The sequence below is a fragment of the Kribbella jiaozuonensis genome (assembly GCF_005233875.1).
In the GTDB taxonomy this organism is placed as follows: domain Bacteria; phylum Actinomycetota; class Actinomycetes; order Propionibacteriales; family Kribbellaceae; genus Kribbella; species Kribbella jiaozuonensis.
Map to the genome: position 1 here is coordinate 278,356 of NZ_SZPZ01000005.1, position 17,955 is coordinate 296,310.

The 17,955-nt window shown below is 68.1% G+C and carries 18 protein-coding genes; 3 read left to right on the forward strand and 15 right to left on the reverse strand.

Features of this window, described 5'->3' with window-relative positions:
- Positions 1–27: 27 nt before the first annotated feature.
- From FDA38_RS33365 to FDA38_RS33375, 3 genes are read right to left on the reverse strand one after another with little or no spacing between them, the layout of a single operon-like run.
- Positions 28–1,062, reverse strand: coding sequence for a YlbL family protein (locus tag FDA38_RS33365; protein ID WP_137258162.1), 1,035 nt, complete (start codon positions 1,060–1,062; stop codon positions 28–30).
- A complete protein-coding gene (locus FDA38_RS33370; protein ID WP_137258163.1) occupies positions 1,059–1,310 on the reverse strand; it encodes a hypothetical protein in 252 nt (83 codons plus the stop codon). Before FDA38_RS33370 ends, FDA38_RS33365 begins: the two co-directional genes overlap by 4 nt.
- Positions 1,311–1,340: 30 nt before the next feature.
- Complete coding sequence (locus FDA38_RS33375) at positions 1,341–1,766, reverse strand: molybdenum cofactor biosynthesis protein MoaE (RefSeq protein ID WP_137258164.1); 426 nt, start codon at positions 1,764–1,766, stop codon at positions 1,341–1,343.
- 286 nt (positions 1,767–2,052) lie between these two features.
- Here FDA38_RS33375 and FDA38_RS33380 point away from each other — a divergent pair, with 286 nt between their 5' ends.
- Positions 2,053–3,369 carry a zinc-dependent metalloprotease gene (locus FDA38_RS33380; protein ID WP_137258165.1) on the forward strand — a complete coding sequence of 439 codons (1,317 nt, stop codon included), beginning with the start codon at positions 2,053–2,055 and terminating at the stop codon, positions 3,367–3,369.
- 30 nt (positions 3,370–3,399) lie between these two features.
- Positions 3,400–3,945 (forward strand): NUDIX hydrolase, encoded by a 546-nt coding sequence (locus FDA38_RS33385; protein WP_233715077.1) that lies wholly within the window; start codon positions 3,400–3,402, stop codon positions 3,943–3,945.
- Positions 3,946–4,463: 518 nt separating this feature from the next.
- Here FDA38_RS33385 and FDA38_RS33390 read toward each other — a convergent pair.
- From FDA38_RS33390 to FDA38_RS33435, 10 genes are all read right to left on the reverse strand, one after another.
- On the reverse strand, positions 4,464–5,105 hold the full coding sequence (locus FDA38_RS33390) for a response regulator transcription factor (protein ID WP_137258166.1): 642 nt from the start codon (positions 5,103–5,105) through the stop codon (positions 4,464–4,466).
- Positions 5,106–5,200: 95 nt separating this feature from the next.
- Positions 5,201–7,153: a hypothetical protein gene (locus FDA38_RS33395; protein WP_137258167.1), complete on the reverse strand. Its 1,953-nt coding sequence runs from the start codon at positions 7,151–7,153 to the stop codon at positions 5,201–5,203.
- Positions 7,150–7,773, reverse strand: coding sequence for a PulJ/GspJ family protein (locus FDA38_RS33400; RefSeq protein WP_233715078.1), 624 nt, complete (start codon positions 7,771–7,773; stop codon positions 7,150–7,152). Before FDA38_RS33400 ends, FDA38_RS33395 begins: the two co-directional genes overlap by 4 nt.
- Positions 7,764–8,198: a type IV pilus modification PilV family protein gene (locus tag FDA38_RS33405; protein WP_137258168.1), complete on the reverse strand. Its 435-nt coding sequence runs from the start codon at positions 8,196–8,198 to the stop codon at positions 7,764–7,766. Before FDA38_RS33405 ends, FDA38_RS33400 begins: the two co-directional genes overlap by 10 nt.
- Positions 8,198–9,403, reverse strand: coding sequence for a type II secretion system F family protein (locus FDA38_RS33410; protein WP_137258169.1), 1,206 nt, complete (start codon positions 9,401–9,403; stop codon positions 8,198–8,200). Before FDA38_RS33410 ends, FDA38_RS33405 begins: the two co-directional genes overlap by 1 nt.
- Positions 9,400–10,887 (reverse strand): GspE/PulE family protein, encoded by a 1,488-nt coding sequence (locus FDA38_RS33415; RefSeq protein ID WP_233715079.1) that lies wholly within the window; start codon positions 10,885–10,887, stop codon positions 9,400–9,402. The genes FDA38_RS33410 and FDA38_RS33415 overlap by 4 nt, the downstream gene beginning before the upstream one ends.
- 128 nt (positions 10,888–11,015) lie before the next feature.
- Positions 11,016–12,113 carry a type IV pilus twitching motility protein PilT gene (locus FDA38_RS33420; RefSeq protein ID WP_137258170.1) on the reverse strand — a complete coding sequence of 366 codons (1,098 nt, stop codon included), beginning with the start codon at positions 12,111–12,113 and terminating at the stop codon, positions 11,016–11,018.
- Between the two features lie 81 nt (positions 12,114–12,194).
- Complete coding sequence (locus FDA38_RS33425; protein WP_137258171.1) at positions 12,195–12,587, reverse strand: type II secretion system protein; 393 nt, start codon at positions 12,585–12,587, stop codon at positions 12,195–12,197.
- A gap of 244 nt (positions 12,588–12,831) precedes the next feature.
- Positions 12,832–13,458 carry a DUF2064 domain-containing protein gene (locus tag FDA38_RS33430; RefSeq protein WP_137258172.1) on the reverse strand — a complete coding sequence of 209 codons (627 nt, stop codon included), beginning with the start codon at positions 13,456–13,458 and terminating at the stop codon, positions 12,832–12,834.
- Positions 13,455–13,862, reverse strand: coding sequence for a winged helix-turn-helix transcriptional regulator (locus FDA38_RS33435; RefSeq protein ID WP_137258173.1), 408 nt, complete (start codon positions 13,860–13,862; stop codon positions 13,455–13,457). The genes FDA38_RS33430 and FDA38_RS33435 overlap by 4 nt, the downstream gene beginning before the upstream one ends.
- 104 nt (positions 13,863–13,966) lie before the next feature.
- On the opposite strand from FDA38_RS33435, the gene FDA38_RS33440 reads away from it, so the two are divergent.
- Positions 13,967–14,893 carry an NADP-dependent oxidoreductase gene (locus FDA38_RS33440; RefSeq protein ID WP_137258174.1) on the forward strand — a complete coding sequence of 309 codons (927 nt, stop codon included), beginning with the start codon at positions 13,967–13,969 and terminating at the stop codon, positions 14,891–14,893.
- On the opposite strand, the gene FDA38_RS33445 is transcribed toward FDA38_RS33440, so the two are convergent.
- Positions 14,879–16,642 (reverse strand): helix-turn-helix domain-containing protein, encoded by a 1,764-nt coding sequence (locus FDA38_RS33445; protein ID WP_137258175.1) that lies wholly within the window; start codon positions 16,640–16,642, stop codon positions 14,879–14,881. The genes FDA38_RS33440 and FDA38_RS33445 overlap by 15 nt on opposite strands.
- Positions 16,643–16,646: 4 nt before the next feature.
- Positions 16,647–17,948: an MFS transporter gene (locus FDA38_RS33450; RefSeq protein WP_137258176.1), complete on the reverse strand. Its 1,302-nt coding sequence runs from the start codon at positions 17,946–17,948 to the stop codon at positions 16,647–16,649.
- Positions 17,949–17,955 lie beyond the last annotated feature (7 nt).

The window sequence follows — 17,955 nt, forward strand, 5'->3', positions numbered from 1 at the left end:
GGGTCACCGGGACGTACGGGTCGCTCATCAGCTGCACGACGGGACATCTCCCTTGCCGCTGGCGACAGCCTGCAGCGCGCTGATCGCACCGGTCAGCGTGCTGATCTTCACCAGCTGGATGTCCTTCACGTCGGCGTGCAGCGCGGCTTCGCAGTTCGGCGCCGGGACCAGGAAGACCGTGGCGCCGTCGTTCCTGGCGCCGGCGATCTTCTGCTGGATGCCACCGATCGCACCGACCTCGCCGAGCGCGTCGATCGTGCCGGTGCCGGCGACGTGCTTTCCGTCCAGCAGCGGGCCAGGAGTCAGCTTGTCGTAGATGGCCAGCGCGAACGCCGTACCGGCGCTCGGGCCGCCGATGTCCTGGCCGAGGTTGACCGTGACCTTGACCTGCGATTCGACGCCGATCGAGATCCCGACCATCGGGCGGGTCGCGTCCCCGGGAGTCGCGGCGGTCTTCAGCTGGACCGTCTGCTCTTCCGTGCCGCGGCGGATCAGGAAGACGACGTTCTCGCCGACCTTGTGCTTGCGGACGAGGTCACCGACCTGCGGGACCTGCGTCACCGTCTGGCCGTCGACAGCGAGGATGATGTCGCCGGGCTTCAGCTTGCCCTGGGCCGGCGACTTGTCCGCGACCGTCGACACCTTCGTGTGGAACGGGACCTTCGCCGCCTGCAGTGCGGCCGCGACCGCGCTGTCCTGCGAGCCGGTCATCTCGGCGGTGTTCTGCTCCTGGACCTGGTCGGCGCTCTGGTCGGGCGGATAGATGATGTCGCGCGGGAACAGATCGTGGTGCGGGTCGAGCCAGTTACGCATCGCCTGCGGCAGGGTCAGCTGACGGTCCGGCGAGGTCACGGACACCGTGGTCAGGTCGAGCTGGCCGGAGGTCGGGAACGTCTCGTGCCCGGTGATCTCGATGACGGGCTTGTTCTTCGCCGTTCCCAGGGTGTCCTTGACCGGACCGGGGCTGAACGAGACGAACGGCACCGGGAACGCGGTCACCAGCCCGAGCGAGACGAGAAGCACGACGATCGAGGTGACCAATGTGGCGGTACGACGTGTCACGAACCCTGCCCTGCGATCTTGGTGGAGGCCTGCTGATGATTACGACGACCCAGGCCCCGGCGACGTTCCGGAGTGGCCCGCGGACCAGGTGCGGCGAGGGCAGCGTTGAAGCGGCGGAAATCCTCGACCGAGGCGAAGGCGCCGCCGGACCGCGGCCGCTCACGGCTGCGCCAGCCGCGCCAGGCGGCCCAGCACATCGCCAGCAGCGTGGCGATCAGCGGGAACGCCAGCCACGCCAAAACCTTCATCCGGCCACCTTCATGCGCCCAGCGTACGTGTCAGTGAGCGCCGACCCACTCGCTGCCACCGTCGATGAAGTGCTGGTGTTTCCAAATCGGGACCTCGGCCTTGAGGTCGTCGATCAGCCGCCGACACGCGGTGAAGGCGACGTCGCGGTGCGAAGCCGCCACGGCGACGATCACGGCGGCGTCACCGATCTTCAGGTCCCCGGTGCGGTGCACCGCCGCCAGCGCGGTCACGGCGGGGTCGTCACAGATACGCTGCGCAACCTTCCGCAGGTGCTCCAGCGCGTCGGGGTGCGCCTCGTAGGCCAGTTTGTCGACCGGCTTCTCGTGGTCGTGGTTGCGCACAGTGCCGATGAAGATCGCGGTTCCACCCGCCGTCGGATCGGCAACGGCAGCCAGCACCTCGTCGCTGGACAACGGGCTCTCCCGTATGTCCAGCAGCCTGATCGCGTCGCTCATCCGTTCCTCATTCCCGCCGGTCCCCCGTGCTCTCCCGCACACCATCGCATCCCCCGTCGCGCAATTCTCCCTCCCGACCGCCACTGTCCACACATCCCCTCCCTTTCGCACCGGCATTTCGGCGTCCCGGAGGCTGCGGTGCGTGGCGCGCCGGGCACCCGGAGAGACTGTTGCCTTCCTCACCTACCGGCGAACACGGGCGATGATGCGTTCGCCGGTGGAGGAACTGATCGACAGAACCAGTACGTTGGAGTTGTACGCCCCACCCGCACAGGAAGGCCCTCCGATGAGCGACGAACCGGACAACCCGGACAACCCGTTCAAGGGAACGCCGTTCGAGGCCATGTTCCAGCAGTTCTCCGGTGCGGCCGGCGCGGGCGGCACCCCGGACCTGAACGCGATCTTCGCCCAGGTCCAGCAATTGCTGAGCGGTTCGACCGACGGCAAGCCGGTGAACTGGGACCTGGCCAAGGACATTGCCCGCAAGACCGTCGCCACCGCCGGGGACCGGTCGATGACGTCCGCCGACGGCGATCGCGTGGCGGACGCGGTCCGGCTCGCCGAGCACTGGCTGGACGAGGCGACCACGCTGCCCGAGGTGTCTGCGACCTCCGCGGCCTGGAGCCGCGCCGAGTGGGTCGAGAACACGCTGCCGGTGTGGCAGACGGTCGTCGACCCGGTCGCCGAGCATGTCGCGGGTGCGATGGGCAACGCGCTGCCCGCCGAGGCGCAGCAGTTCGCGGGGCCGATGGCCGGGATGCTGCGGCAGCTCGGCGGTTCAGTCTTCGGCGCGCAGGTCGGCCAAGGTCTCGGGGAGCTCGCCAGCGAGGTCGTGAGCTCGTCCGACATCGGCCTGCCGCTCGGGCCGACCGGGCAGGCGATCCTGCTGCCCGACAACGTCGCGAAGTTCGCCGAAGGGCTTGGGCTGTCCGACGAGGACGTCCGGCTGTATCTGGCGCTGCGCGAGGTGGCGCACCAGCGGCTGTACGCGGGTGTGCCCTGGCTGCGGCAGCACCTCCTGGCAGCGGTCGCCGACTACGCGGCCGGTATCGAGGTCGACACCGGCAAGATCGAGCGCGCGATGGCCGACATCGACCCGCAGAACCCGGAGGCCATGCAGGAGGCGCTCGCGGGCGGCCTGTTCGAGCCCGAGGACTCCGAGCAGCAGAAGGCGGCGCTGGTCCGACTCGAGACCACGCTCGCGCTGGTCGAGGGCTGGGTGGACGACGTCGTACGCGAGGCGACCAGGGACCGGATGCCATCCGCGATCCAGCTCTCCGAGACGGTACGGCGTCGTCGGGCGGCCGGCGGTCCGGCTGAGCAGACGTTCGCGACTCTTGTCGGTCTTCAGCTTCGACCGCGTCGTCTGCGCGATGCCGCGAACCTGTGGGCTGCCGTTCGGGACGCCCGTGGGGTCGACGGTCGCGACAACCTGTGGTCGCACCCCGACCTGATGCCGAGCACGGCGGACCTGGACGACCCGATCGGGTTCGCGCAGCACGCGGGCGAGCTCTCGAACATCGACATCACCGACTTCCTCACCGATGAAGACAAGCCGACCGACTCCACCTCGGACGACGACGGAGAGAACCCCACCAAGTAGTCCGTCCCGGGCGGCGGGGAGACTTGCCGGGTGCTTCTTCGGAATGCGGTTGAGGTCTTGGAGGGCTGGAGTGCGCCCGACGCGGAGCAAGAGGAGCTGCGGGCGCACTACCTGCGGCATCTCGCGGCGCATGCGGACGGGATGTGGCGGAGCTGCCGGCCGGAGCATGTGACGGCCAGTGCGTTGGTGGTTGACGGCGCGGGGCAGAACACGCTGCTGACGTTGCACAAGACCGTTGGGCGGTGGCTTCAGCTCGGCGGGCATTGCGAGCCCGGCGACACGACGTTGGGCGGGGCGGCGCTGCGGGAAGCGACTGAGGAGTCAGGGCTGACCGGCCTGACGATCGGCCGGGAGCCACTGCAGCTTTCGCGGCATCTGCTTCTGGGCGGCGGGTGCGCGGGGGCATATCACCTCGACGTGCAGTTCCTCGTCACCGCGACGGAGGGAACGGAGTACGTCGTGAGCGAGGAATCGCATGACCTCAAGTGGTTCCCGCTGGATGAGCTTCCCGCAGACACGGATCCGTCGGTGCAGGAACTCGCGGCCCGAGCACGCGAGCAACTCTCCCGAGCCTGACAGCTCACGGCATCGCGCCGCGAGCCTGATTGGTTCGCACCTGGCGTGCGGAACTGTGGGCCGACCCGAGTGGTCGGCCCACCTCCCCACAGCAGGGCATCAGCGTTCCTCAGCCCTGCTATCCCTCGCACTACGCCCCGTGTTCACCCTGTACTGCGATCCCCGTGATCCCCCTGGTCCTGCGATCCCCGTTCCCCGCTGGTACTGCGTCCCCGTGATCCCCCCGGATCCCCGTGGCCCCCCGGCCCCGTGAAATCCCCCGTTGGTACTGCTGTTCCCCGTGCTCCCCCGTGATCTGTGGTGCTGTGTTCATCCCCCGTGCGATCCCCGTCGTACTGCTGTGCCCGCTGCCGAGGCTGGCCGCATCCCCCCGGGTGCGGCCGGCAGTGGGCTGATGTCGGGTGCCGCCCCTGAACGGCATCGGCGATCAGCTGGGCTTCCCCCGAAGTCCCCGCTGCCTGATGAAACGAGCCGTCAGCAGGAAGGTGACGGGTCAGACAGAAGAAGTTTCAAACGATTCACGACTTCGGCTCGATGAGCCCTCGCTGGAGTGCCGTCATGATGGCCTGCGCCCGGTTCGAGACCTCGAGCTTCTCGTACAGCCGCTCGACGTACGTCTTCGCCGTGGACACGCTCACCGACAGCGCCACCGCGATCGCCCGGACCGACAGACCTTGCCCGAGCAGCTCGAGCACCTGCGCCTCCCGCGGACTCAGCAGCGCCTGTACCGGCGAGTGGTCGCGGCGAGCCATCGCAGGCCCGAGCCCGGTCGCCGTGAACGAGGTGGGAGCGACCGCCGCGTGCCGGATCGCCGCCAGGATCTCGCCCGTCGGCGCAGTCCTCGCGACGAACGCGGACACCCCCGACTCGAGCGCTTCGAACAGGACGCTGTCCTCCCCCTCCGGTGCCAGCAGCACGATCCCGAGCTCGGCATACCTGTTGCGGAGTTCGCGCGCGATCCGCAGACCGTCGTGGTCGGGCGGCGTCACATCGAGTACGACGACGTTCGCGCGCGTCGACAACACGATGCCGACCGCTTCGGTGCGCTGGCCGGTGTCGCCGACAATCTCCAGATCTGGTTCTTGGTCGACCAGGCCTGCCAGGCCGTAGCGGACCAATGTGTGATCGTCGATGACGACGACCCTGACGCAATCGTTCATGGCTCCCCCCGCGGACCAAACTACGCAGCGTGACGCAGTTGCGGTAGAGACTGTCTCGTCTACCGCAAGATCTGGCCGCACCAGACACAACCCCATCAGCCCGGCCGCCACCATCCGAGCACGGTCACCGCACGCCGGCCGGCGACGGGCGAGGACGGATCGGCGTCGACGAGTCCGATCCTCGCCTGCAGAGCCGGCCGCCCGCTGGCCGGGCAGATCAGCCCGCCAGGGCAGATGTACGCCGTGAGCTGCACCCCGAACGTGAATCCAGGCGAATCGTCCGGCAGGTCGATCGCCGCCCCGGACAGCGTCCCCGAGGCGGTGAGCCGCAAAGCGCGAACCACCGCACCCGCCCCCAACACAGGCGCCCCCGGAGCAACACTGAGATCCAGAACCGCGGCAGGCGTGTAGACCGTTCCCTGAACGGACATCCGACCCGAGACCAGCGCACAAGCGCTTGTATTACTGGGATACGGCCCCTCAACCACACAGCCGTCCCCAGCCCGCAGAGCAGGCGGCGTATAGCTGAGCTCCAGCCGAACCGCATCGATGTCCTCGGTATCCCCCTTCACCGCCAGCCCCGCAGTCAGCGCCAGGCTCGCTCCAGTGAAGGTCCCCGCATAGACGGCCTGCGCCAGCGATCCAGTGCGGCTCGCATCGAGCGGGACAGTCTCGGTCCGGTACGCCGTTCCGCCCGCGGCACCGGTGACCGACGCGGTCAGCGGCGTACCTGATCCGACGTCGAGCGACACGTCCAGCTTGTCCGTCGACGTCGCGTCAGCGTGCCGATGAGTGATCTTCAACGCGGCGGACTCAAGTACCGAGCCGGCCGGGATCGCTGCAGGCGGAGCGAAGCCGTTGATCGTCACCGGAGCGGTGTCATTCGGGACCGAGCTCTTCCAGGTGGCCGCGACGCCGTCTGCCGTGGACAGGCGGGACGGCGTCGCGGTCAGCCCGAACTTGCTCACCAGCGAGACCGCGGTCGGCTTCAACGCGCTCGCCCCGCTTGAGTCGACCGACGAACCGGTCCCGCTGGTGAGGCCTCGGAGGGCGATCGGCGGCTGCGTCGACGAATAGCTGCCGCAGAGTTCCGCCTTGCCCGACTTCACGACCAGCCGGCTGTCTCCGCCGAAGACGAACTGCACGCCGCCGGTTGTGCCATCCAGCGGACTCGCACACGACCCACCCGCCAACGTCCCGCCAACCAGGTTGCCGCCGTCGACCGTCCAGACGTTGGAGCCGCTGTCCAGCAACGGATTCGACTCGTTCTGGAAGTCGAAGTAGTAGATGCCGGGCTTGAACCACCAGGTGCTCCCGCGGCACGCGCTGTCGCTCTTCATCATCGCGCTCAGCCCGACCGCGTCGTCGTAGTACCCGGGCAGAAAGGTGACGACCGAGTTCGGCGTCGTACAGGCCGGCAGGGTTCGCAGCGCAGGCACACTACTCAACGGCGACGGGTACGCCGGATCGTCGCCGCCCGGCAGCGCGGACAGGTTGCAGAGCGGATTCCCCAACAGGTCCCCGGAGCACCCGCCGCGGGCGGACAGCGCGCCAGCGCTCAGCTTTCCGGCCGGCACGTCAACGGACGAGTGAGACACGACCTTGCCGTGGATCTGCAGGGTCGAGCCCGCCGGCTGGTCGACGGTGAGACCGGCCTCACCCGATATCTGTCCAAGGGTCAGCAACGCGTTGTCCGGTCGGTTGCACTCGCTCGAGTCTCGGCAGTGCACCACGACCTGCTTCGGATCCGGCTTGCACGTCACCGCGGCGGAGTCGAGACCGTTGAAGAGGAGGAGCGACAGCGTGTCCGACAGCCCGAAGCATCGCTGCCCCGATTCCCCGTTGTACCCGCTGTTGCGCAAGTTGTTGATCGCCGCCTCCATCGCACCATCGGCGGCGTACGACGCTGACGTCTGATCCCGGAGACTCGCAGACACCCGTGCGGCCGAGTCGGTCCGGGACAGCAGTGCCGACAGCGCCAGTCCGATCACCGTGATGACGACGAGGACCAGCAACAACGACGATCCACGCTCGTCCCGGCGCCTCACGACTGTCTCCGCAGTCCGCTCAGTGCGACCGGGTAGTCGCCCGTGGACGGCTTCGACATCACCAGCCGCAGAGTGATCCCCTCTGGCAGCACGGCGGAGTCACACGCGGTCGAGCAGGTCACCGCAACGCTCCCCGGCTTCACGTTCGACGCCAGCCGCAGATCGGATGACGGGGTTGTGCCCCCGAGACAGCGTGCCCGGTGCAGCTCCCCGGCCCCATTCACGTAGTACGCGACAACCGCCGTACGCCGAACGGCCGGCGTAACCGACGTGTCCCAGTAGTCCGACAGCAGCCGAACCGCGGCGACCGGCACCGGACCACAAACCACTCCCCCGGCCGAGTCCACCGCGTCGAGCTGAACCGATGGCTCGAACGGCAGCGATCCGTCCAGAGCGACGGCACCGTAGTCACGCAGCCCGACCGCAGCGACATCGCGGGCGAAGTACGTCGCGCCGAGCTGGGCATCTTGCGCCATGTCCAGCCGGTCCGACGTCGCACTCATCTGATGCAGGGCGTTGACCACGAGATCGGCCAGGCCGACAGTCACGACCCCCATCAGGGTCATGGTGATCAGCAGCTCGATCAGCGTGAAGCCTTGCTCGGTACGCCTCAACCGCACGGCGGATCCCCGAGCCGACACGGCTTCCGCAGTACGACGTCCAGCGTCTCGGCCGCCCGTCCGTCAGTGCTCGCCACTGAGACCCGCAACCGCTGCAACCCACGGTCCGGCAGGCAGAGCGGTAACCACAGCGCCCCGGTCCAGTACTGCACCGATCCGCTCACCACTCGGGCCGTGAACCCGGCCGGCGGAGAGAAGCCCGGCACGGTGTACGACGACGCACACGCGACATAGTGGCCATCGGCAACGTATTGCTGCAGCGCCTCGGCGTAGTTGCGGACCGTCGTCACCGCAGTGGCCTGTTTGCGCTGGGTGTCCGACATCAGAATCGTTGTCGTCAGCCCTGCCATCACCGCGACGACGGCAACGCCCATCAGGGCGATCGCGACCACCAGTTCCAGCAGACTCTCGCCACGTTCGCGCATCAGCCCTGCACCTGCCGGAAGATCCCGTACATCGCGGACACCAGCGCGATCGCCACGAAGCCGACGACTCCGCCCATCAGCACGATCACGGCCGGCTCGAACAGTCCGATGAGCTTCTTCAGCTTGTAGTCCAGCTCGCCCTCGTAGTACTGCGCGGTGACCTCCAGCTGGGCGTCCATCGTTCCGGTGTCCTCGCCGACCCGAATCATCTGGGCCGCCGTGGCGGGGAACAGCTTGGTGGCGGCCAGCGGCCGGGCCAGTCCCTCGCCCTGCAGCATCGCCTCCATCACCCCTGCGAGCGACCGGCGATAGACGCGGTTCGGCAGCGATCCGGTCGCGACCCGCAACGCCTGTGGCAGCTGGACGCCCGCGCTGACCATCGAGGAGAGGATCCGGCAGAAACGTTCGACCAGCGCGTACTGGATGGTCGGCCCGATCACTGGCACCGCGAGGACCAGCCGGTCCCGCAGGTAGCGGCCGGGCGTCGTACTCAGCACGTAGACGAGCAAGAGCACCAGCAAACCGCAACCGATCATCAGCGCCCACCACCAACTGGTGAGGAAGTTCGTGATGCCCAGCAGGATCCGGGTCGGTAAGGGCAACCGGGCGCCGAGGCTGTCGAAGAAGGCCTTGAACCGCGGCAGGACGAAGCCGGCCAGCACGATCAGCGTCACCACCGACATCACGGCGACGACCGCCGGGTAGATGGTGGCCTGCTTGATCCGCCGGCGGGCTTCGAGGTCACGTTCCAGGTAGCGGGCGAGCTGGCCGAGCACGGTGTCGAGGCGGCCGCTCAACTCGGCCGAGCGCAGGATGCCGCGGTAGAACTCGGGGAAGATCCGCGGATGCCGGTCGAAGCAGTCCGACAGCCGCTCGCCGTCGCGGAGGCCGTCCTCGACCTCCAGCATCATCCGGCGGACCGACGAGTTCTCCGCCTCACGGCCCAGGCTGTGCACCGACTCGGTCAGCGGTAGCCCCGCTCCGACGAACGCACCGAGCTGCCGGGTCAGGTGCATGACCTCTTCTCGCTTCACCCGTCGTGCGGTGATCTCCAACTGCAGCAGGCCTGGCTTCTCGGACAGCCGGATGTTCCGCAGCTCCCGCTCGTACAGCGCCAGCTCAGCCTCCTCGCGACTCTCGGCCCGCGTCGTACCGCGCTTGGTACTTCCGTCGGGCCTGGCCGCGACGTACGCGTATCTCGTCATCGGATCCCCACCGTGTAGATCGATCGGAGTACCTCGGCGACTGTCGTGACTCCTGTCTGTGCCAGCCGGGCACCCTCCTCGTGCAGCGTCCGCATGCCCTCGTAGCAGGCGACCTTGCGGATCTCGGCCAGCGGAGCGCGATCGATGACCAGCTCTCGGATCGGATCGGTCACCGGCAACAGCTCATAGACGCCAGTCCGTTCCAGATAGCCCGTGTGTGCGCAGAAGTTGCACCCCACGCCACGGATCAGCCCGCCGACCGGAACCTCTGCGCCCGCACTCCGCAGGAACGCCTGCTCCGCCGCGGGTGGTTCGTAGTACTCGCGGCAGTTCTCGCAGACCTTGCGGATCAGCCGCTGCGAGATCACCGCGCTCACCGAGGACGCGACGAGGAAGTTCTCAATTCCCATGTCCAGCAGGCGATGCAGAGCGGTCGCGGTGTCGGTGGCGTGCACCGACGACAGGACCAGGTGCCCGGTCAGCGCAGACTGTACGGCGATGCGCGCCGTCTCCGCGTCCCTGATCTCTCCGACCAGGATGACGTCGGGGTCCTGCCGCAGGATCGACCGCAGCCCCGAGGCGAAGGTGATACCGGCCGCCTCGTTGATCTGGATCTGGTTGATCGAGGCGTAGCTGTACTCGACCGGGTCCTCGATCGTCATGATGTTCCGCTCAGGGCTGTCGATCTCTCCGAGCGACCCGTACAGCGTGGTGGTCTTGCCGCTCCCGGTCGGCCCCGCACAGATCACCATCCCGTACGGCGTTCGCAGCAGCGCGGCGTACCGCTCCGCCAGCTCAGGGGGCATCCCGAGCTGCTCGAGACGGAACAGCGGCCGGCTCTTGTCGAGCAGACGCAGTACGACCTTCTCCCCGCCGACGACGGCGGCGGTCGAGACCCGGATGTCGACGTCGCGGCCCTCGACCTGCATCCGGATCTGGCCGTCCTGCGAGCGCCGCCGTTCGACGATGTTCAGATCAGCCAGCACCTTGATCCGGCTGACCACGGCAGGCCCGATCGCGGCGGGCAGGTCGAGCTGGTCGCGCAGCGCGCCGTCCACCCGGAACCGCACTCGCACCCGGGCGTCGTGCGGCTCGATGTGGATGTCGGAGGCCCGGTCGCGCAGCCCCTGCGTGATGATCAGCTGGACCACCTGGACCACCGGCGCGTCCTCGTTCACCACGAGCTCGTCCGGCTCCAATGCCGTACCCCTGGCCTGGAACAGCTTCACCGATTCGTCGATCCCCGCCAACGCCCGGAAGCTGTTGTCGATCGCGCGGACGATGTCCGGCGCCGCGGCGAGAGCGAGCCGCACCGGGCGACCCAGGGCTTCCTGGACCTGCAAGCCGAGCGCCGGATCCGCGAGTACGACGAGGACCTCGCCCTCGCGAACCGCCAGCGGCAGCGCGGTCAGCCGACGAGCCGTCCGCTCGTCGATGAGGGCTGTCGCGTCGGACTCGGGCGTGACGGTCCACAGGTCCACCATGGGGATGCCATGGCGCTCGGCCAACCGCGCAGCCCGCCGCCGTGCGGTCGGAAGATCGGCTGCAAGCTCAGGTGGACTGGACGGAGGCGTGGGCGGTTCCGTCTGCTTCGGCTGGCCGCGGTGTCGCATCACACTTGCACCGCCCCGGAGCGAACCCGCGGCCGCAGCTCGATTTCCTTCGGATGCGAGCTGCGTGAGTACGCGTCCTCCGGCGTGATCTGGCCGGCCATGATCAGCTCCGAGAGCGACTGCTCGAGAGTGATCATGCCTTCGCGCCGGCCGGTGACGAGTGCGTTGCGCAGCTGATGCGTCTTGCCCTCCTTGATCAGGTTGCGGATGCCGGCGTTCGCGACCATCACCTCGAACGCCGCCACCAGTCCGCCACCGACCCGCGGGATCAGCCGCTGATGTACGACGCCACTGAGCGCCGCAGCCAGCTGCACCCGTACCTGGGACTGCTGCTCCGGCGGGAAGACGTCGATGATGCGAGCCAGCGACTGCGCGGTGTCGTTGGTGTGCAGGGTCGCAAAGACCAGGTGGCCCGTCTCTGCGATCGTCAGCGCGAACCGGATCGACTCCAGGTCTCGCATCTCACCGACCAGCAGTACGTCGGGGTCCTCGCGCAGTGCGGCTCGTAGCGCATCCGGGAACGACGCCGTGTCGCTGCCGACCTCACGCTGGTTCACCGCGGAACGACGGTGCTCATGCACGTACTCGATCGGGTCCTCGATCGTGATGATGTGGCAGGCCCGGTCGGTGTTGATCTGGTGAATGACCGACGCCAGCGTGGTCGACTTGCCGGATCCGGTCGGCCCGGTGACCAGGACCAGGCCCTGATGCAGCCGGGCGAACGTGCCGATCACCGGCGGCAGTCCCAGCTCCGACATCGTCGGGATGCTGCGCGGGATGACCCGCAGCGCGAGTGCGGTGTCTCCGCGCTGGGTGAAGGCGTTCGCGCGGATCCGCGCGTTGTCCCGCCAGGAGAACGAGAAGTCGTGCTCGTACGTCGTCTGCCAGACGTTCGAGCGGTGCGGGTTCAGGATCTCGGCAAGCATCGCGTCGGTGTCCCGCCTGGTCAGCGGCGTCTTGTCCGCCACCGGGCGCAGGACACCGTGGACCCGCAGCTGTGGCGCCATTCCGACGGTGAGGAGCAGGTCGGTGCCACCGGCGTTCCAGAGTTCTTCGAGCAACAGATCCACCCGGCTGCCAGGCACGGGAATTCTCATGGGGTCCCTTCGGCATGATCGAACACGACGCCCCCGGACGCACCGGCCCTCCTCCGACCGGTGTGTCCGTGCAGGACCGGGTCAGGTGCAGGCGCCGGCGGCGGTGACCAGGCCGTTCACGCCGAGCGTGATGGTGTAGCCGTCACCGACCGGGCGGCTGCGCAGCAGCTGGTTGACGCCGACGGTGAGCTCCAGCCAGCCGGGGTCACCGGCGGGTGGATAGGTGCCGTTCTTCGCGTAGTACGCCTCGACGGCGACCTCGACGCTCTTCTTGTCGGTCTTGCACGCAGCCGCGTTGCCGCGGTCCTGGATGCCGGAGACCGCGAAGACGACGACCCCGGACAGCACGCCGAGGATGACGATCACGACGAGCAGCTCGATCAGGGTGAAGCCGGACTGGTTTCTGGTGCGGGTCCTCTGGTTGCGGGCACGGCGGATTGTTCGGGCGACGACGGCCCGAAGCGGGTAGTTCATTGCTGCTTCCTTTACAGATGCTCCGGCAAGCGACGGAGACGGGGTCTTCCAGGCGCGGCAGCGCGAACGTGGACCTCGGCTCGACCCCTGTAAATCCAGCCGGATCCGCCCCACACATCCCCCCGGATGATGCTTTGCTGCCGCGTCAAAGACTCGCCTCTGCAAGCCCCGCGTCACAGCGGGTGAACGCCCGACGTCCCTGGCCACCCGACCGACACGTGTCGGTCGTTCGCCCGACAAGGCGTCAGGAATGGCGCAACAGCGACCTGGTCGCGTCCCAGCCCTCCAGGCCGGGATCAAGACGTGCGATGTCAGCCGCGGAACGCAGCCGGTGCCAGCCCGGGCCGATCGCGACGGCGTGCCGGCGAGGTTTGCGGGCTTCCAGGGCGGAAAGCGGCGTGTCGAACGTTGGAGCGATCTCCGAAACCCAGCCCGCGACCGGTGTCTTGGTCCCGATCGCCGCGAGGGTCCCGTCCTCGGCCGGAGTGACAGCGATGTCGGCGCTGCTGAGGGCCCGGAACAGCTTGCCGATCAGGAGCCCGGGCAGATCGGGTACGTCATACGAGACGGCGACAACTGCCGCGGCCGGACCGGCCAGCTCGACCGCGTGCAGGACCGGGCGGGCGGCGTCGACGGCGTACGTCGGTGTGCCGGGCCAGGTCAGTGCGCTCACCTCTGCGACGGCGTCCTCGTCTCCACCCGCGACGGCGACCGCCACCTCGACGCGGTCCAGCGCGGCGAGTACTTCGTAGGTGTCCTCGGCCAGCGCCAGCCGCCATGCCTCGGGATCCCGGCCGGGCGGCGCCCAGGTACCCGCAGCCGGTACGACGACAACCACAACGCGTCGGTCGAGAGCGTCTGGCTCGGTCATGCGGTGGCGCTTACGTCGTCATAGGTCTCGCGGGCTGCGTTGACCTGTGGCATGTGGGTCTCGGCCCAGGTTTTGATCGAGGCGATGAGTGGCATCAGCGTCTCGCCCAGTGGCGTGAGTTCGTAGTCGACGCGGACCGGGACGGACGGGGTGACCGAGCGGGTGAGAAGGCCGTCGCGTTCGAGGGAGCGGAGGGTCTGGGTCAGCATCTTCTGGCTGACGCCGGCTATGCGGCGGGACAGGTCGGAGTACCGCTGCGGGCCGTCGGCGAGGGCGGTGAGGATGAGCGTCACCCATTTGTCGCTGATGCGGTCGAGGAGTTGCCGGGCCGGACAACTCGCCAGGAACGCGTCGTACTCGCGCGCTGCTTCTTCGCGGAGCTGGGCGGCGGTGCGGGTCGGCATGGCTCTCCTCGTCGTGCGATAGGCACCCTGAAGTGCGTACTTCCCGATAGAGAGTAACTCTCCCACAGTGGTGTCCACACCCGAGAAACAAGGAGAGAGACGATATGCGCGCATTGGTCGCCCGCAGGCTCGACGGGCCGGACGCGATCGAGCTGATCGAGACCGCCGTACCCGAGCCCGCCGAGGGCCAGGTCCGGATCAAGGTGGCCGCCGCGGCGGTGAATCCGGTCGACCTGGCCGTCAGCGCGGGAGCAGCCGTGGAGGTCGGACTGACTGCCGTCCGGGAGCAGTTCGGTCTCGGATGGGATGTCGCCGGGACCGTGGACGCGGTCGGGCCTAATACCCAGGCACCGGCGGACGCTGTGGTCGGAGTGGCGGACTTGCTGGGACGGAGTCTCAAGACGCACGCCGAGTACGTCGTGCTGGACCTGGATGCTGTCGTAGCCGCACCGGAGGGTCTGGAGCTGGTCAACGCAGCGACGTTCGGGCTCAACGGTCTGACCGCGCTGCAAGCAGTCAGGCGGCTGGAGGGCCAGACGGTGCTCGTGACCGGGGCCGCCGGAGGCGTCGGCGGGTACACCGTTGAGCTGGCGAAACACCGCGGTCTGACAGTGATCGCCAGCGCCGGAGCACGCGACGAAGAGCTGGTACGGCGACTTGGCGCGGACCACTTCGTCGATCGGAACGATGACCTGGCAGCAGCGGTACGACGGATCGTGCCGTCCGGCGTGGATGGGGTGGTGGACGCCGCCGTGGTCGGAATCGGCGCGCAGGAGGCCGTGCGCAACGGCGGCCGGCATGTGCACGTGCAACCAGGCCCCCGACCACCGCACCTACGCGGCATCACCGTGGAACAGCAATTCATCCACACCAACCCACAGGATCTGCAGGAACTCGTCCGCCTGGTCGAGGCCGGGGTCCTCTCGACCCGTGTCGCCGACACCTATCGGCTCGAGGAGGCGGCGGTTGCCTACAAGCGTGTCGCTGCAGGAGGAGTCCGGGGTCGAGTCGTGCTGCTACCCCAGGGCTGAGTGGAGGCGCAGCGCCACCTGGAGGTCGAGCGAGCGATCCGGGGACTGCCAGCCGTCGCCGAGCAGAGCGGTGACGCGGTCCAACCGTTGCTGGACAGTGTTCGGATGGATGTGCAGTGACGTCGCAGCGCGGGTCGGACTCTGACCCGCGGCGAAGTACGCGTGAAGGGTGCCGATCAGGTCCGTACCGCGCTGCGTGTCGTAGTCGATGACCTTGCCGAGCACATGATGCACGTGACTCCGTACGTCGACATCGGACGCGCCAACCAATCCAGCAACACCCAGGCCGTCGGGTGTCGCGGACTCGCTGGTGCGGCCCAACCGGAGCATGGTGGCGACCAACCGGGCAGCCTGGCGGTGGACTTCGACCAGAGGCTCACCCCACGCCGCAGGACCGGTTACAGAGATCGTCACACCGGCCCGCTTCGCCACCTCGGCCAGATCGCGTGCCGCGCCGGTTGGCGTCGTACGAGCGAACAGCAGCACCAGGTCGCCGCCGTACGGACCCGTCAGCACCAGCCTGTCCTCCAGCGGTGCAGACAACCGTGCGCGTACGGCGGAGTGGTCGCCGCGGCACACTGCTACGACAAGGCGGTCGTGGCGATGGTTCGGCGCGAGCAGCCGGAGCCGATCGGTCAGTGTGCGTGGATCGGCGCTCCCACTGAGTACGTCGGCGAGCAGATCGGCCTGTGCACGTTGGGATTGCTCAGCGGACTGGCGTCGGAACAGCAACACCAGTGCAGTGACAACGGCAGCGCGTTCCACGATGCGCCGGTCCGCGCCGGACAGGTCGTCTGCGCCGCCGATCACGAGCGCACCGAGCCTCTCACCATTAGCGGTCGCTGCGACGACCCAGCAGTCACCAATGCGAGTCAGGCGACCGGATTCGGACTCCTGCCAGGGCACAGATCCAGGCACTGCGCCGGCAACGGCAAGTTCGTTGCCAGCAGCATCGACCAGGACAACCCACACGTCGAGCAACTCAGCCAGTGCGGCCGCGATGGCGTCCACATCGCCGCCGGACAACACGATGTCGGCGAAGCGGTCATGTGCGGCTGCAGCGTGTTCCACACCGGCGTGCGCTGCCGACAGCTGGTCAAGCGCAGCAGCTGTCTCGGCCGCCGCACGCACCTGGACGATCGTCACCGCGGCCAGAGTGGCGAGCGAGCCGAGCAGCGACACCTCGTCGCGACTGAACGGCCGCGCTGTCCGGTTGGACGCGAACAGCACACCGACAAAGGCTCCGTCGACGATCAGCGGCGTACCGCAGATCGCCACGAGCCCCTCCTCGCCCACTGCATCGTCGATCGGCATCGTGTGGCGGAAGCGTCGGTCGGACGGGTAGTCCGCGGTCCAGTACGGCTTGTACGTCTCCGCGACCAGACCGCCGAGTCCAGCGCCCAGGGGCAGTCGCAGTTGCTGGAAAGCTGCCGACACGGAGCCGTCGGTGGCCCGCATGTACGTGTCACCACGTGTCTCGTCGTACAGCGTCAGGTACGCGACGTCCGTGCCGATCAGGGTGCGGGCGCGGTGGACGATGGTGTCGAGTACTCCGCCTGGATCGCGCGCCGATGCCAGTTCCCGCGCTACGTCGACCAGTGCGGACAGCTCCGCCTCTCGCTTCTTGCTGGCGTCCATGCCGGCCCGGATGCGCAGGGCGAGGTCGCGTGCCACCGCGTCCTCGCCCGCTGCCCGGGCCAGCTCGCTCCCGGGCGCATCCTCGGCCAGCAGCCGCAGAAGCTCCTCCATGGTTCTACAGAGTAGTGAGATCCCGGCGATGCGTTTCGGAGTACGACGTCACCGCAATCACTGAGATCACTGCGCAGGCTGCGACGTACACAGCGATCGCATAGCCCGAGTCGTACGCCTTCAGCAGCGCTACCGCGATGAACGGGGCCAGACCGCCCGCAATGATCGAGGCGAGCTGGTAGCCGACCGAGACACCGGAGTACCGCACCCGGGTGCCGAACAGCTCGGTGAAGAAGGACGCCTGCGGTCCGTACATCGCACCGTGGAAGATCAGACCTACAGTCACGGCCAGAGTCGCCAGCGCGAAGTTGCGAGTGTCGATCAGCGCAATGAAGACGAACACCCAGATGCCAACGCCTATCGCACCGATCAGACAGACCGGCCTGCGACCGACGCGGTCCGACAGCGCACCCCACGCCGGGATGGCGAAGAAGTGGATGGCAGCGCCGATCAGTACGGCGTTCAGAGCGAAGGACTTGCCCATGCCGAGGTGTTCCTTGGCGTACGTCGCGATGACGATCGTGAAGATGTAGTAGCTAACGTTCTCCGCCATCCGTGCACCCATCGCGGTCAGCACCTCACGTGGGTACCGCGTGAGCACCTCCAGCAACGGCAGCTTGTCGGCAGGCTCCTGCTTCGCCCGCGCCTCCTGGAACACGGGCGACTCCTCGATCCGCAGCCGCACCCACAGCCCGACCAGCACGAGTACTGCGGACAGCAGGAACGGAATGCGCCAGCCCCATGCGTTGAAGTCAGCGTCCGACTGGAACGCAGCGAGCCCTGCCAGCACGCCGTTCGCGATCAGCTGACCTGCGGGCGCACCAGCCTGCGGCCATGACGCCCAGAAGCCACGCCTAGCCGGATCACCGTGCTCGGACACGATCAGTACGGCGCCACCCCACTCGCCGCCGAGCGCGAAACCCTGGATGAGCCGCAGTACCGTCAGCAGGATCGGTGCGAGCGAGCCGACCTGCGCGTACGTCGGGAGCAGGCCGATGGCGAAGGTAGCGAGCCCCATCATCAGCAGCGACAGCACGAGCAGCTGCTTGCGTCCCAGCCGGTCACCGAAGTGCCCGAACACCACGCCGCCGATCGGCCGCGCGAAGAAGCCGACTGCGAACGTCGCGAAGCTCAGCAACGTCCCGCTGAGCTCCTCGCCCTTCGGGAAGAACAGATCGCCGAACACCACCGATGCGGCGACGCCGTACAGGAAGAAGTCGTACCACTCGACCGTCGTACCGACGAGACTCGCGCCCACCACCCGGACGATCGACGTACGGGTGCGGACCGGTTCTGTTGCTGTCATGGGCGGG

What these genes read in the sequence shown, in the direction of transcription:
- FDA38_RS33410 (WP_137258169.1), bottom strand. Translation starts at nt 9,403, where the DNA reads ATGACGAGATACGCGTACGTCGCGGCCAGGCCCGACGGAAGTACCAAG.
- FDA38_RS33405 (WP_137258168.1), bottom strand. Translation starts at nt 8,198, where the DNA reads ATGCGCGAACGTGGCGAGAGTCTGCTGGAACTGGTGGTCGCGATCGCC.
- FDA38_RS33440 (WP_137258174.1), top strand. Translation starts at nt 13,967, where the DNA reads ATGCGCGCATTGGTCGCCCGCAGGCTCGACGGGCCGGACGCGATCGAG.
- FDA38_RS33450 (WP_137258176.1), bottom strand. Translation starts at nt 17,948, where the DNA reads ATGACAGCAACAGAACCGGTCCGCACCCGTACGTCGATCGTCCGGGTG.
- FDA38_RS33380 (WP_137258165.1), top strand. Translation starts at nt 2,053, where the DNA reads ATGAGCGACGAACCGGACAACCCGGACAACCCGTTCAAGGGAACGCCG.
- FDA38_RS33420 (WP_137258170.1), bottom strand. Translation starts at nt 12,113, where the DNA reads ATGAGAATTCCCGTGCCTGGCAGCCGGGTGGATCTGTTGCTCGAAGAA.
- FDA38_RS33445 (WP_137258175.1), bottom strand. Translation starts at nt 16,642, where the DNA reads ATGGAGGAGCTTCTGCGGCTGCTGGCCGAGGATGCGCCCGGGAGCGAG.
- FDA38_RS33415 (WP_233715079.1), bottom strand. Translation starts at nt 10,887, where the DNA reads ATGGTGGACCTGTGGACCGTCACGCCCGAGTCCGACGCGACAGCCCTC.
- FDA38_RS33425 (WP_137258171.1), bottom strand. Translation starts at nt 12,587, where the DNA reads ATGAACTACCCGCTTCGGGCCGTCGTCGCCCGAACAATCCGCCGTGCC.
- FDA38_RS33430 (WP_137258172.1), bottom strand. Translation starts at nt 13,458, where the DNA reads ATGACCGAGCCAGACGCTCTCGACCGACGCGTTGTGGTTGTCGTCGTA.
- FDA38_RS33435 (WP_137258173.1), bottom strand. Translation starts at nt 13,862, where the DNA reads ATGCCGACCCGCACCGCCGCCCAGCTCCGCGAAGAAGCAGCGCGCGAG.
- FDA38_RS33370 (WP_137258163.1), bottom strand. Translation starts at nt 1,310, where the DNA reads ATGAAGGTTTTGGCGTGGCTGGCGTTCCCGCTGATCGCCACGCTGCTG.
- FDA38_RS33375 (WP_137258164.1), bottom strand. Translation starts at nt 1,766, where the DNA reads ATGAGCGACGCGATCAGGCTGCTGGACATACGGGAGAGCCCGTTGTCC.
- FDA38_RS33390 (WP_137258166.1), bottom strand. Translation starts at nt 5,105, where the DNA reads ATGAACGATTGCGTCAGGGTCGTCGTCATCGACGATCACACATTGGTC.